This window comes from Streptomyces sp. NPDC001348 (assembly GCF_053597535.1).
Genome location: NZ_JBSFIK010000002.1, coordinates 199,960 through 213,284 on the forward strand (window position 1 = coordinate 199,960; position 13,325 = coordinate 213,284).

The window sequence follows — 13,325 nt, forward strand, 5'->3', positions numbered from 1 at the left end:
GGCGACCCTCGCGGACCCGGCCAACGCCGCCCTCAAACAGGCCGCCCGGGCCCAGGCGCTGGCGTACTTCGAGGAGCAGACCGGGACGGACGCCGGCACCCTGTACGCCTACGCGCACGCGGCCGGCCCCGACACCGACCCGTACGCCGACCGGGCCGCCAACGCCCGCGCGGTCACGCCCCGCCTGACGTACGTCCTGACCCGGCAGGGCCACAGCGCGCCCCTGACGGTGCCCAAGGGCGCCGAGGTGCTGCTGGAGACGCGGCTGCCGTACCTCGACGCGGCGCAGCGGCGCGAGGTGCTGCGTACCACCGGGCTGCCCGCCGGGTACGTCCTGCTCGACGGCTTCGAGCAGTGGGGCCGGCTTAACCTGTTCGCGGCGGCGGACGGCTACGGCGCCTTCGACACCGACGTCACCGTGACCCTCGACGCGGCCGCCGGGGGCTACTCGGCCGCCGACAGCTGGCGCAACGACATCGACGGATGCGGCGGTCTGACCAAGCAGGGCACCGGCACGCTCACGCTGACCGGCCACAACCGGTACACCGGCGGGACCGTGCTGGCGGCGGGCACGCTGGTCGCGGGCTCCAAGGACGCCCTCGGGCACGGTGACGTGCGGGTCGCCGGCGGCACACTGCGGGTGGACGAGCGGGTGCTGGTGCGCGGGCTGTACGGCCAGGACTCCGGCACCCTCGAAGTCACGCTGCGCGCCGGCCGGAAGGCGCCCCTGGTGGTGGAGCGGCGCGCGGTGCTCGGCCGGGGCAGTGTGCTGTCGCTGCGGCTGGACGCCGAACGGCCGCCCGTCGCGGGCAGCACGGTGCCGGTGATCGACGCATCCCGGCTGAGCGGCCGGTTCGACCGCGTAGAGGTGAACTCCGACCGCCTGCGCGCCGTACCGGTCTGTACGGCAGACGGTCTGTCGGTACGACTCGTGAGGCGGTGACGCGCCCGGTAGCGGGGGCGATGCGAGAGTGGGGCCATGAGGCGGCCCTCCGATCGCCGCCGCCACCGGCCGGCGCGGGACACCGCAGGGCGGACGATGACGCGCGAACAGCACCCGGTCCTCGCACCCGAGGCCCCGGAGGCCCCCGGCTCCGGCGACCCGGCACCACGGGCGGCACTGCCGGCCCGGGAGCGTCTGTACGACGGGTTGCGCCGCCGCCGGCGGTGGCTGGTACCGCTGCTGGCGGCCCTGCTGCTGGCGCAGATGGCCGCGGCGATGGTGACGACGGCCGTGCGGCAGACGCCGACGATCGACGAGCCGGTGTACGTGGCCACGGCCACCGACTACCTGCGTGAGCACCGCGTCCGCTACAACCCCGAACACCCGCCCCTCGGCAAGCTGGTGATCATGGCGGGGGTCGCGGTCGCCGACCCGCACTACGACACCTCGTACCACGGCGACCAGGGCGAGGTGGGCCGCCATCTGCTCTACGAGTCCGGAAACGACCCCTGGCGGCTGATGCTGTGGGCGCGGCTTCCGGTGATCGCGCTGACGCTGCTGTTCGGGCTGGTCGTGCACGCCTTCGCGGGCGAGGTCGCGGGCCGGGCGGGCGGTCTCGCGGCGCTGGCGCTGTACGCCTTCTGCCCCGACGTGATCGCGCACGGTTCGCTGGCCACCCTCGACGTGCCGGCGGCCGGTTTCGTGCTGACGTCGGCCTGGCTGGTGTGGCGGGCCCGCCGTCGGCCCCGGCTGTACCTGCCGCTCGCGGGCGCGGCGCTCGGCGCGGCCGCGGCGACCAAGATGAGCGTCCTGCCCGCGGTGCCGGTGCTGATGCTGCTGGCCGCCGTGTCGGTGTACCCGCGGGAGCGGGCCGCCCGCCGCACGGCCGTGGTGCGGACGCTGACCGCGGCGGCCGTGGTGGCGCTGGCGGCGCTCGCCGTCGTCTGGGCGGCCTACCTGGCCGTCGACCCCCGGCTGCGCTTCGCGCCGGCCGATCCCGTGCCGGTCGTCCACGGGCTGCGCGGGCGCCTGACCGCCCTGCTGCCGTTCCCGCGCGCGTACCGGGCCGGGATGCTGGCGCAGTTCTCGATGGAGGACTACCCGTGGCAGGGCTACCTGTTCGGGCGGCTCTACACCGGCTCGCTCTGGTACTACCTCCCGGCCGCCCTCCTGGTGAAGACCCCGCTCGGCATGCTGGCCCTGTGGGCGGCCGGTGCGGTAGTCGTCGTACGGATACGGAGGCTTCGGCCGGCCGCGCCGTACATCCTGTTGCCGCCCGCCGTGCTGCTCGCCACGGCGATGACCGGCTCGCGCGACTTCGGCACCCGGTACGCCGTGTTCGTGCCGATGTTCCTGGCGGTCGCGGCGGGGCTCCTGCTCCTGGTGCGCCGACGGTGGACGGCCGTGGCCGCGGGGGCGCTGGTGCTGTTCGTCGCGGTCAGTTCCGTGCGTGCCTTCCCCTACTACCTGCCGTACTCCAACGAGGCGTTCGGCGGGCCGGCGAAGACGCATCTGCGGCTGCACGACTCCAACGTGGACTGGGGGCAGGATCTCGGCCGGCTCGCCGGCCGGCTGCGGGAACGGTACCGGGGGGAGCGGGTGTGGCTCGTGTACAAGGGCAGCGGTGTGCCCGCGTACTACGGCGTCCGCGCGGCCGATCCACGCCGGGCGCCGCTGGACGAGGTGCACGGGGTGCTGGTGGTGTCCGACTCGTCCGTGGCCAAGGCGAGGGGGAAGCTGGCCGAACTGATCCACAGCAGCCGTGCGATCGACGACGTGGGGCATTCGATCACCATCTACCGGCGGTGAGCCCGGCGGGCTTCCCGTGGTGGCACAACGCCCTGGCCACCACGGCCCGTCGGCTATGTTGAGACCTCGTGGGAGACAAAGGAGGCGCACCGGTGCCATCGCCCCAGCAGGCACGCGCGCAGGCATCCGCGATCACCTCGGGCAAGGCCGTGCCGGAGGCCGAGGCGTCTCCGACCTCCCGGCTCCGCGAACTCTTCGACGGGCCCCGGCTGTCGCCCGGGCAGCGCCGCATCGCCCAGTACCTCATCGAGAACATCACCGAGGCCGCGTTCCTGTCGATCACCGACCTCGCCGACCGGGTCGGAGTCAGCCAGCCCTCCGTGACCAGGTTCGCCGCCGCGGTCGGCTTCAGCGGTTACCCGGCGCTGCGGGAGCGGCTGCAGTCGATCGCGCTCGGCACTCTCGCCGGCGGCCCCGCGGCGGCCGAGGAGAACCGCAGCAACGAGCTCCAGGCCGCGGTCGACGCCGAGATCCAGAACCTGGAGAACCTCCGGCGGGACCTCGCCGACCCCGCCCGGGTGATCCGGATCGGCCGCGAGCTGTCCCGGTCCGCCCCGCTGACCGTGCTGGGCCTGCGCATCTCCGTCTCCCTGGCCGAGTACTTCGCCTACGCCGCCCGCCGTATCCACCCCGACGTACGGCTCGTCACCCGCGGCGGCAGCGTGGCCTACGACGCACTGCTGCAGTCCCGCGAGGCGGGCGGTACCTGGGTGCTGGCCTTCGGCATGCCCCGGCACGCGCAGGAGACGCTCAACGCGGTCCGGGTCGCTCGCGGCGCGGGTCTGAAGGTCGCCCTGGTCACCGATCTGGCGCTCGGCCCGCTGGCGGACGAGGCCGACGTCACCTTCACCACCGGCACCGGCTCCCGGCTGGTGTTCGACTCCTATGCCGCTCCCGGCCTGATGGCCGCCGCGCTGCTGCAGGCGATGACCGACGCCGACCCCGAACGGACGCAGGCGCGGCTGGAGGAGTACGAGCAGATCGCCGAGCAGCACCAGTTCTTCCTCAAGGACTGACGAAAGCCCCCATCCGGCTCTCGGCGGGATCATCCACCCATATCGCGCATGAATGTTTTCATACGTCTTGCAAAGCCGACGGCATATATAAATACTGCTCACGGACCGCGCCCGGCCAACTCCGGGTACGGACCGTCCCCAAGGACTCACCCCTGGCAAGCGCCCGAGAAAGCCGACGGACCGCCCATGCGCACGCAAGCCCGTACGCCGCGCCGGCGACCGCCCTCCCCGGGCCCCTGCACGGACACCCCCAGCCGCCGTCCCCTACCCGCGTCGGCGCCCGGGGTGTTCGATCGGGCGTCGCCTCCGAGCGCGCCCCTGGCGGCCCCGGTCATCCCCTAGACCGGGGCCGCCACATCCCGTCGGACCACCCCGCACGACGCCGCACACCCGGAAGCGATGACCATGCCCCTCACGACCACGCGCACCCGCACCGACTGGCCCTGTCAGGTCAAGACGCCCGGCTCCTACGACTGGGAGCGCTCGGCGGCCAAATGGCTGCGCGAGCTGATCCCCGCCCGCTACGCCAGTTACCCCGCGCTGATCCGCCACCCGGTGCTGCTCGCCCGGCACGCCCAGATACAGGTGCAGCAGGAGATCCGGGTGGCCCGCACCGCGCTGCAGACCGCGCGCGCCGAACTGCCCGTACTCGGCCTGCCCGAGTCGGTCATCGAGCACACGATCAAGATGTACGCGGCCGAGGTTCTCCAGTTGCAGCACATCGCCCGCAGCGTCCGGGCGGTCACCGAGGCGCTGGTCGGGCACAGCACGGGCCGCTGAGCCCCCGGGGCCTTCGTTCTCCGCGGGGCGCGCTGGGAGCGGCCCGGATGTGCAATGCTCGTTCGCGTGACGAGCGAGCCTGCGCCCACCCCGCGGACCGGCGGCGTCCCCGACCTGGCGGCGCTCGCCAGGGTGGTGGCGAGACAGCGCGCAGAGATGGACCGGCTCCAGGAGCTGGCGGCGACGTCGGCCGTCGTGGAGCGGGCCAAGGGTGCTCTGATGGCACTCACCGGATGCTCCCCGGACAGCGCGCACGAAGAGCTCCTCCACCGTGCCAAGGCGGGAAGCCGCACGCTGATCGAGGAGTGCTGGCTGACCCTGGGCGCGCTGATGCCGCCGCTGGAGGACCTCGACCCGGCCGTCCCGGCGGCCCCGGCGGCCGGGGACGGCGCGCGCCCGGTGATCCACGCGGTCGTCGACTCCCCCGCCCCGACCGGGCCCGCCGCGCAGGCCGCCGGGCCCGACGACCACTCCGAGGCGCTGGGGCGGATCGGACGGGCCCTGGTGCGGGTCGGCTCACCGCAGGAGCTCGCCATATGCCTGCGGGAACGCCTCAGGCCGGAGGTGGGCGCCGATGCCGTCCTGCTGTTCAGCCGGCTGCCCGAAGGCGGCCTCGAACTCATCGGGCACGCGGGTGTCGGCCCCACGCTGGCCGCGCAGTGGCACCGGGTCCCGCCGCTCGCCGGAGTCGCCCCGCTGGACGTCCTGCGCAGTCACGAACCCAGCTGGCTGGAGGATCTGCCCTCGGACCGGTCGCGGTACCTGCTGATAGGGGATCCGCCCGAACGGTGGCGGTCGCGCGCCTGGCTGCCGGTGACGACCGGGAAGACCGCCGACGTGGCGCTCGGCGTGCTGTGCGGCAGCGGCGAACCCTTCGCGCCCCGCACCCGGGAGTTCCTGCTGGCCGTCGCCCGGCTCTGCGCCGGCCGGCTGCGCGCCTTCGAGACACCGCAGGACAGTGCCACCGCGGGCGCCGCCGAGGCCGTACAGGCCGTGTTCGACGTGCTCCCGGGCACGGCCGTCCTGCTCACCCCGCTGCGCTCCGCGTCGGGCGAGGTGGAGGACTACCGCATCGACGCCGCGACCCCGGACTCGATCGACGTCCTGGGCCGCACCGGACGCGAGCTGATCGGCCTGCGCATCCTGGAGTGCTACCCGTCCGTGGCGGGTGAGTCCCTGTGGCACGGATACCTGGCCGCGCTGACGACCGGGGAACCGTTCGAGGGCGAGCCGTTCGCGTACCACGAGGTGGTGGCCGGTCTGCCCCGGATCGCCACCTACTCGGTGCGGGCGGCACGGCTGGGTGACGGGCTGATGGTCAGCTGGATCCGGCACGACACCGACCGGCAGGAACAGCGGCTGGCGGACGTGCAGCGGCTCGGCAACCTGGGCTGGGCGAACTGGAACCTGGTCACGTGCGAGGCCTCGTGGTCGGTCCAGGCGTACGCCGTCCTCGGCCGGGATCCCGTGCGGGGTCCCCTCCCCCTGGAACGCCTGCCTGATCTGGCGCTCCCGGAGGACGCCCCGGCCCTCTCCCGTGCCGTCACCGAACTCGTCCGCGCCGGGCGGCCGTTCGACGTGCCGTTCCGGATCCCGACCGGCAACGGGGTCCGGCACCTGCGGGCGGTGGCGGAGGCGGTGGCGGACCAGGACGGCACGCCCGTCGAGGTGCACGGCTTCGTCCAGGACCTCACCGCGCAGCGCAGCGCCGAACTGGCGCTGGTGGAGAGCGAGCGGGCGGTGCTGATGCAGCGCGGCATCCTGCAGGCGGAGCGGGCGATGGCCGCCCGGCTGCAGCACGCGCTGCTGCCACTTCCGAGCAAGCCGGTCGAGCTGGCCGGGCTGCGGGTCGACGTGGCCTACGTGCCCGCACAGTCGGAGATCCATGTCAGCGGCGACTGGTTCAGCGCCATCGAACTGCCCGACTCCAACGCGCTGTTCGTGGTCGGCGACGTGGCGGGGCACGGCATCGGCGCCGTCGCCACCATGGCCCAGCTCCGCTTCACCGCGAAGGGCATGGTCAGCACGGGTTCCTCGCTGACCGGCGCGCTGGCCCGGCTGAACACGCTGCTGCTGCACTCCAGGGACAGCCACGGCACCGCGACCATGGTGCTCGCCCGCTACGAGCGCGAGGGTCGCCGGCTGACCTGGGCGCAGGCGGGACACCCGCCGCCGCTGCTGCTGCGCGGGGGCGAGGCCCGTTTCCTGGACCGGCCCGCCGGAATGCTGCTCGGAGCCACCACGTCGCCCGTCTACGATGCCGCCGAATGCCGTCTGGAGCCCGGGGACCGGCTGCTGCTGTACACCGACGGCCTGGTCGAACGGCCGGGCGAGAGCCTCGACGCGGGCCTCACCCGCCTGGCCGCGGCCGTCCTCGCCCACTCCACCGACGAGCCGGGCGCCCTGGAGTCCCTGCTGGCCGCGTTGCTCCAGGGCGCGCGGCGCGACGACGTGTGCGTGCTGGACATACGGGTGCCGTCCGAGACGGTGTGAGGCGGGCCCTGCGGGGTCAGTCCGCCGGATGGCCGGGGTCGATGTCGAGGGCGTCACCCAGCCGCAGGAGCGGCCCCGCGCGTCGCTCTCCGCACTGCACGGGATCGAGGAGGAAGCCCACGTGGTCGCCGCCGTCGACACGTTCCAGCACGGTGCCCACGAACCAGGCCGCCGCGTCCTCGAGGACGACGGCCCCGCCGTGGCCCCGGGTCCACGGCACACCGGCGAACTTGTCGACCCGGTCGCCGGTCCGCCCACCGAAGAGCGCCGCCGTGCCGTGCTGCTCCCGGGTCAGCAGATGGACGGCGAGGAAGTCGGCGTCCCGGGCCACCCGATAGGTGTGGTTGACCTTGGACAGCCACACCACGAAACGCACGGGCTCGAGGGAGCACTGCGAGGCGAACCCGACCAGACAGCCCGAGCGTTCGTCGCCCACCGCGGCCGTGACCACGCACATGTCGGGGTCCAGTCGGTGCATGAACACGTCCGGGTCGGCCATGCCGGCCCCACCTCCTTCGACTCGGCCGCCGTCGGCGGCGGCTCATCCCTCGGGTGCCCCGGGCCGTCGGCGTCTCACCCGGTGGTGAGGCTGGTACGGGACTCCAGGGAGCGGCGTGTGTCGTCGCCGTAGACGCCTCTCTCGTCGCCGCTGATGCCGTACCAGACCTGGAAGCGGGCGACCGCCGCGGTGAGCGAGGCGTCGTAGTGGCCGCTGGTGGAGCCGTCGCGGTAGACGTCCGGGATGCGCAGCAGGCGCTGCTGCAGTTCGGCGACCTCGGGACCGCTGTCCCCCTGGCGGAGGGTTCCCGCGCCGTCCGGGTCGGCGGCGGTGGGGGCGCCGGCGGCCGGCGTGGTGGGAGCGGCCGGTGCGGCGGGGGCGGTGGTGGCCGGCCGTTCGGGCTGCGCGGCCGAGGCGGTGTCCTCACGGCCGGGCAGCAGCAGGGCGCAGCCGAAGCCGACCAGCGAGGCCGCGGTGACGGCGACCGCGACGGCGGCGCGGCGCAGCCCGGGGCCGAAACCGAACCGGCCGGGTGCGGCGGGCGAGGGGCCGGAAGGGTGGGCGGAGACGGCCGGCAGTTCCTCGGTGTCGTCCTCGGGGGGCGGTCCCGCGAAGGCGTGTGCGGCCGAGGGGCCGTTCCGGGCGTCCGGGGCGGTCCGATCCGCGGGCGGCTGCGGGCGGGCCGCGTCCTCCTCCATCTCCCGCATCAGCTCGGCGAGCGTGTCCAGGCGGCGTGGACGCAGCACACGGATGGGTTCGAGGACCGGACCGCGGTGCGGCGGGCCCTGCTCGGGCGGTGTCGACAAGGGCGCTCTCCTTCCGTCCCCGAGCAGATATACGCAGGCAGTGGCTCTCGAGTTCAGAAAGCACTCAGTTCCCCCCGATTCGCACTGAGTGCCACGGCATCCGGACGGGTGCTACGTTCACGTCCATGAGCTCGAGCAGCGCGGCGCCCGGCGCGAAGCCGCCCATGCGGGACGCCCTGGTCGCGGCGGCCTTCCGGCTGTTCCTGGAACGCGGCTACGAACAGACCACCGTGGACGACATCGTGGCGCTCGCCGGGGTCGGCCGGCGCTCGTTCTTCCGTTACTTCCCCTCCAAGGAGGACGTGGTCTTCCCCGACCACGAGCGCTGCCTGGCCGACATGACCGACTTCCTGGCCGCGAGCGGCGAGGAGCACGAGCCGGTGCGGCGGGTCTGCGACGCGGCCCGGCTGGTGCTGCGGATGTACGCGGAGAACCCCACCTTCTCGGTGCAGCGTTACCGACTCACCAAGAAGGTGCCGGGACTGCGTGCGTACGAGCTGTCGGTGGTGTGGCGCTACGAGCGGGCCCTCGCGGACTACCTGCGCGGCCGTTTCACCGGCCGGCCCGACGGGACGCTGCGGGCCGATGTGATCGCCGCCGCGGTGGTCGCGGCGCACAACAACGCACTGCGTTGGTGGCTGCGTTCGGGCGGCGAGGGGGACGCGAGCGTGGCGGTGGACCGTGCGCTGGGGTATGTGCAGTCCGCGTTCGGCCGGCCCTCGGTCGCGGTGCCCGAGGAGACGCGGGCCGAGGACGTGGTCGTGCTGGTGTCCCGGCGCGGGGCGCCGCTGTGGCGGGTGGTGCAGGAGCTGGAGTCCGTGCTCGGCCGGGGCTGATCCCTCGGCTTCCCCGGTCAGCGGGTCAAAGTTTGGGGTACGGAGTGCCTTTACGAGTGGCACTGAGTGCCATACTCTGTCGCCGTGCACGGTGGCACGGTGAACCGCGCACGCGTGTGCGCGGCGGTGCCGGGCACGCGGATTCCGGCCGAGCGCAGGGAGTTACCAGCGTGTACCACCATTCAGCAAGCGCCGTCTCTCCGGCGGCCGGCTCCGCGACGGGCATCCTCGACCCCCGGACCGCGGACCCCAGGGACGCCCTCGTCTTCCAGCGTTGCAACTGGTGCGGCACCGCCACGTACCACCGGCTGCTGTGCCCGGTGTGCCAGGGCAGCGACCTGCGCACCGAGCGCAGCGAGGGCGTCGGCACGGTGCGGCACTCGACCGTGGTGCACCGCAACACGCCCGCCGCGCGCAACGTGTCGCTCGTCGAGCTGGCCGAGGGCTTCGTCGTCCGCGGCCGGGTGATGGGGCCGCCCATCGGTATCCACAGCGGGGACCGGGTGCGGCTGTCCACGGCGAAGGACCCGGTGCGGGGCGAGCCCGTCTTCCAACTGCTCGACGAGCCCTACCGGGCCTGGAGCTGACACCCCGCCAATCTCCCCCGCCGCACAGGCAACCCACAGCTTCCTCCTCACGTCCTCCGGCACGCGGGGCCCCGGGACGTCCGGCCGGCCCCAACCGGACGTACAAGGAGGGGAACAGTGGTCCGTGCCCGGCGAATATGGGTCACCGCCGCCGTGTTACTGGCGGTGGCGGGAGGATCCCCAGGGCTGGCGCAGGCGGGGGAGCAGGTCGCCACGAGGCCGTCCGCCGAGGCAGGTGGGGGCCTGCCCCCGGGCTGGCACCTCGGCGGTGACGGCGGGCGTTCGGCCCCGCAGTTGGTGTGGCGGTCGGCCTCGCGGGTGCCCATGGGCGATGCGCGGGTGGAGTTCCGTGCGGCGGGACGGTTCCTGGGCGTCCCGGCGCCGGGGAAGGACGGCCACAGCTTCCGGCTCGGCCTGGACGGTGTACGGGCGGACGAGCTGAAGAGCCTCGAAGTGTGGGCGGGCGGCCGCAGGCTGGACGCCGGGGCTCCCACCGCCCCGCAGGCCCGCACCGCCGCCGCCCGGCCACCGGCCCCGCTGCCCGCGGGTCGCGTGGACCCGGGCAGACCGGGCCCGTACCGGACGGTGACCGGTGAGTACACGCTCAAGTCGGTGCGGCTGCCAGGTTTTCCGGAGCCGGTCGAGATGAAGGGCGTGGTGGTGGCGCCGACCGGGGCGACCGGTCGCAGGCCGCTGGCGCTCTTCCTGCACGGACGTCACTACACCTGCTACACCGCGCACGGCGACATCACCGGCGACTGGCCCTGCAAGACGGGCAGCAAGCCGGTGCCGAGCCACCGCGGCTACCTGCGCGACCAGAGACTGCTGGCCTCGCAGGGCTATGTGACGGTGTCGATCTCCGCCAACGGCATCAACGCCCAGGACGACGCCGCCGAGGACGGCGGGGCCCAGGCCCGTTCTTCGCTGGTGCGACTCCACCTGGCGCGGTGGGCCGCCTGGGCCGAACACCCGGACACCGCACCCGCGGTGGTCCGCGGCGCGCCGCGCGCCGACCTGTCCCGTGTCCTGCTGGTCGGGCACTCCCGGGGCGGCGAGGGCGTGAACCGGGCGGCGCTGGACAGCCTCTACCCGCCGCCCGCCGACCAGGACGGCTACCACGGCCCGGTGCGCTGGCACATCAGCGGCACCGTCCTGATCGGACCCACCGTCTTCGGCCAGAACCCGGTGGCCGACGTGCCGTCGGTTTCCATCCTGCCGGGCTGCGACGGCGACGTCTCCGACCTCCAGGGCGAGGTGTACGTCGACGGTACCCGCGGCGTCAGCCGGGGCAGCGCGCTGCACAGCGCCGTCTACGTGATCGGCGCCAACCACAACTTCTTCAACACCGAGTGGACGCCGGGGCAGGCACAGGCGCCGGCCGAGGACGACTTCTGGGACGACTCGGACCACCCGGACCCGGTCTGCAAGAAGGGGTCGGCCACCCGGCTGACCGCGAACCAGCAGCACAAGGCGGGCTCCACCTACATCGCGGCCGCGGCAAGGCTGTTCGTCGCCGGGGACGACCGGGTACGTGAGCTGCTCGACGGTACGGGCCGGCGGGCCCCGTCGGCGGACCCGGCGCGGGTGCTCACCCACGCGGTCGGCGCCCACCGCGGGGGACGGTTCCTGCCGGACGACCCGGCCGGCCAGGTGTCCGTGTCCGGCGCCCGGCTGTGCTCCGCGGTCGACCCCGACCCGGCCGTCGCCTGCCTGGGCCGGAACGCCAAGGGCAGCTCCCCGCACTTCGCCATGTGGCAGACGGAGAAGGAGGCCGGCCGGCACGCGGTCGCACTGCGCTGGACGGCGCCCGGATCCGCGGCACGCATCGGCACGGCCCGGCCCGTCTCCCTCGACGGCGCCAAGGCGCTGACACTGCGTCTGGTCGTCCCGCCGAACACCACCGGGACGCAGCTGGACGTGGCCCTGACCGACGCCTCCGGCCGTACGGCGGCCCTCGGCCGGGTGCGGGCGGACGGGCTGCCCGGCAGTGACCGGACCGCGTCCTACTGGGCACGCGAGCTGCGTGTACCGCTGGCCGCGGCCGGCCGGGCCGGGCTCGACCTGCGCCACGTCAAGTCGATCCGGCTGACGCCGCGTTCACGGTCCGGGCGGGCCTGGCTGATGGACGCCTGGGGCTGGCGTCCCGGCACACCGGCGGTGCGTGCGGCGAAGCTGCCACGCGTCGACATCGGCCGGACCACGGTCGACGAGGGTGACTCGGGCGTGCGGACCTACCGGGTGCCGGTGCGGGTGTCCGGGCAGGGCGGCGGCCAGGTGCGCGTGTACGTCATCGATCCGGCGACCGGGCGGGCGAAGGACCGGCTGGTGACGGTCCGGCCCGGCGGTCACGACATCGACGTGACGGTCAAGGTCCAGGGGAACACCAGGTACGGCGACGACGTGCCGCACGACATCGCCGTCAAGGCCGTGCGGGGCGCGGTCGTCGGCTCCGACCGGGGCGGGGTCACCGTCCGCAACGACGATCCGGCGCCGAAGATCACCGTCACCCCGGTGGCCGACCGGGTGACCGAGGGGCAGGCCCTGAAGTGGCGGGTCTCCCTGTCGGAGGCCGCCGACGCGGACCTGGGAGCGGCGTTCGCCGCGGTTCCGGTCACCGGTGCGGAGCTGTCCAGCAAGGACGTCGACCCGGCGTGGCTGAGGGACATCGCCGACGCGTCCGCGGACCCAGAGCGACCGCTGTCGAAGGTGGACGGCCTCCTGCTGTGGGTGGACGTCCCGGCGGGCCGGCTGACCACCGACGTGACCCTGCCCACGGTCACGGACCGGGTCGCCGAACCCGAGGAGTCCGTGCGCCTGCAGCAGATCGAGGGCGGGCCCGATCAGGACGGGCTGGTCATGGACGGCACGGTGCTGGACGCGTCGTAACGGCGCACCGCACACCGGCGGGGCCACGGCGTACCGGCCGCGGCCCCGCCGGCCTGTCGGGCCCCGGTGTTCACTCCTCGACGGTGAGCGTGATCCCCACGGTCCCCTCGCGCCCCCGGCGCAGACGGCTGCCCAGCAGTGTCAGACGGCCGACGACTCCGTACTTGCGGGCGATGAGGGCCCGGTAACGCTCGGTCGTGGCCGCGTCGCCGATCCGGGCGGTGGCGGGGATCTGGCCGCCGGTGGGCGTGCCGCGCACGTCGCACGGGCCGACGAGGACGTCGGGGCGGCGGCGGATGCGCTTGACCTTCCAGGAGTCGGCGGTCGTCCAGACGCCGAGGGCGTCTCCGTCCCGTACCACCCAGACCGGAGTGGCGACCGGGGTGCCGTCCTTGCGGTAGCTGGTGACGAGCAGGTATTTCCCCGCGGAAAGCCGGTCCACCGGAGTGTCGTCCATGCCGGCCAGTCTAGGTGGACGCCTCGTGAGCGCCGGGCGCGGACCGCCGGCGCAGGGCCGACGCCATCCGCAGCACCCCCTCCGTGATCACCTCGGGCGATGCCGCCAGGTTCAGCCGTACGTGACCGGCTCCGCCGCTGCCGAACGGGATGCCGGAGCTGAGGGCGACCCGGCCGAGTTCCAGGAAGACCTCCGCCGGATCGGGGCCGAGGT

11 protein-coding genes and 1 pseudogene are annotated in these 13,325 nt (G+C 74.0%); 8 read left to right on the forward strand and 4 right to left on the reverse strand.

Annotated elements, in window-relative coordinates; translation table 11 throughout:
- The 5 genes from ACWC21_RS02715 to ACWC21_RS02735 all read left to right on the forward strand — a co-directional run.
- Positions 1-943, forward strand: a 943-nt coding sequence (locus ACWC21_RS02715) for an autotransporter-associated beta strand repeat-containing protein (RefSeq protein ID WP_450877385.1), incomplete at its 5' end; no start/stop codon positions are given.
- 96 nt (positions 944-1,039) lie between these two features.
- Complete coding sequence (locus ACWC21_RS02720; protein WP_450877387.1) at positions 1,040-2,752, forward strand: ArnT family glycosyltransferase; 1,713 nt, start codon at positions 1,040-1,042, stop codon at positions 2,750-2,752.
- 92 nt (positions 2,753-2,844) lie between these two features.
- The gene (locus ACWC21_RS02725; protein ID WP_450877388.1) at positions 2,845-3,768 is read left to right on the forward strand and encodes a MurR/RpiR family transcriptional regulator; all 924 of its coding nucleotides are present in this window, start codon (positions 2,845-2,847) and stop codon (positions 3,766-3,768) included.
- A gap of 399 nt (positions 3,769-4,167) precedes the next feature.
- Positions 4,168-4,548 (forward strand): hypothetical protein, encoded by a 381-nt coding sequence (locus ACWC21_RS02730; RefSeq protein ID WP_450877390.1) that lies wholly within the window; start codon positions 4,168-4,170, stop codon positions 4,546-4,548.
- Between the two features lie 156 nt (positions 4,549-4,704).
- Positions 4,705-7,041, forward strand: a complete 2,337-nt coding sequence (locus ACWC21_RS02735; RefSeq protein WP_450877694.1) for a SpoIIE family protein phosphatase — start codon at positions 4,705-4,707, stop codon at positions 7,039-7,041.
- Positions 7,042-7,057: 16 nt separating this feature from the next.
- Here the strand turns inward: ACWC21_RS02735 and ACWC21_RS02740 are convergent, their stop codons facing one another.
- Both ACWC21_RS02740 and ACWC21_RS02745 read right to left on the reverse strand, forming a co-directional pair.
- Positions 7,058-7,540 (reverse strand): flavin reductase family protein, encoded by a 483-nt coding sequence (locus tag ACWC21_RS02740; RefSeq protein WP_450877392.1) that lies wholly within the window; start codon positions 7,538-7,540, stop codon positions 7,058-7,060.
- A gap of 74 nt (positions 7,541-7,614) precedes the next feature.
- A complete protein-coding gene (locus tag ACWC21_RS02745; protein WP_450877394.1) occupies positions 7,615-8,346 on the reverse strand; it encodes a peptidoglycan-binding domain-containing protein in 732 nt (243 codons plus the stop codon).
- Between the two features lie 125 nt (positions 8,347-8,471).
- On the opposite strand from ACWC21_RS02745, the gene ACWC21_RS02750 reads away from it, so the two are divergent.
- The 3 genes from ACWC21_RS02750 to ACWC21_RS02760 all read left to right on the forward strand — a co-directional run bounded on the left by ACWC21_RS02750 (position 8,472) and on the right by ACWC21_RS02760 (position 12,655).
- Positions 8,472-9,182 carry a TetR family transcriptional regulator gene (locus tag ACWC21_RS02750; protein ID WP_450877396.1) on the forward strand — a complete coding sequence of 237 codons (711 nt, stop codon included), beginning with the start codon at positions 8,472-8,474 and terminating at the stop codon, positions 9,180-9,182.
- A 170-nt stretch (positions 9,183-9,352) separates the two neighbouring features.
- Positions 9,353-9,769 (forward strand): Zn-ribbon domain-containing OB-fold protein, encoded by a 417-nt coding sequence (locus ACWC21_RS02755; protein ID WP_450877398.1) that lies wholly within the window; start codon positions 9,353-9,355, stop codon positions 9,767-9,769.
- A gap of 117 nt (positions 9,770-9,886) precedes the next feature.
- Positions 9,887-12,655 (forward strand): hypothetical protein, encoded by a 2,769-nt coding sequence (locus tag ACWC21_RS02760; protein ID WP_450877400.1) that lies wholly within the window; start codon positions 9,887-9,889, stop codon positions 12,653-12,655.
- Between the two features lie 70 nt (positions 12,656-12,725).
- Here ACWC21_RS02760 and ACWC21_RS02765 read toward each other — a convergent pair whose 3' ends face one another.
- Together ACWC21_RS02765 and ACWC21_RS02770 are read right to left on the reverse strand one after the other, a co-directional pair.
- Entirely contained in the window at positions 12,726-13,112 is a 387-nt protein-coding gene (locus ACWC21_RS02765; protein WP_450877402.1) for a PPOX class F420-dependent oxidoreductase, read from the reverse strand.
- 10 nt (positions 13,113-13,122) lie between these two features.
- A pseudogene (locus tag ACWC21_RS02770) lies at positions 13,123-13,325 on the reverse strand (hypothetical protein); the annotation flags it as partial.

What these genes read in the sequence shown, in the direction of transcription:
- ACWC21_RS02735 (WP_450877694.1), top strand. Translation starts at nt 4,705, where the DNA reads ATGGACCGGCTCCAGGAGCTGGCGGCGACGTCGGCCGTCGTGGAGCGG.
- ACWC21_RS02765 (WP_450877402.1), bottom strand. Translation starts at nt 13,112, where the DNA reads ATGGACGACACTCCGGTGGACCGGCTTTCCGCGGGGAAATACCTGCTC.
- ACWC21_RS02750 (WP_450877396.1), top strand. Translation starts at nt 8,472, where the DNA reads ATGAGCTCGAGCAGCGCGGCGCCCGGCGCGAAGCCGCCCATGCGGGAC.
- ACWC21_RS02730 (WP_450877390.1), top strand. Translation starts at nt 4,168, where the DNA reads ATGACCATGCCCCTCACGACCACGCGCACCCGCACCGACTGGCCCTGT.
- ACWC21_RS02740 (WP_450877392.1), bottom strand. Translation starts at nt 7,540, where the DNA reads ATGGCCGACCCGGACGTGTTCATGCACCGACTGGACCCCGACATGTGC.
- ACWC21_RS02720 (WP_450877387.1), top strand. Translation starts at nt 1,040, where the DNA reads ATGACGCGCGAACAGCACCCGGTCCTCGCACCCGAGGCCCCGGAGGCC.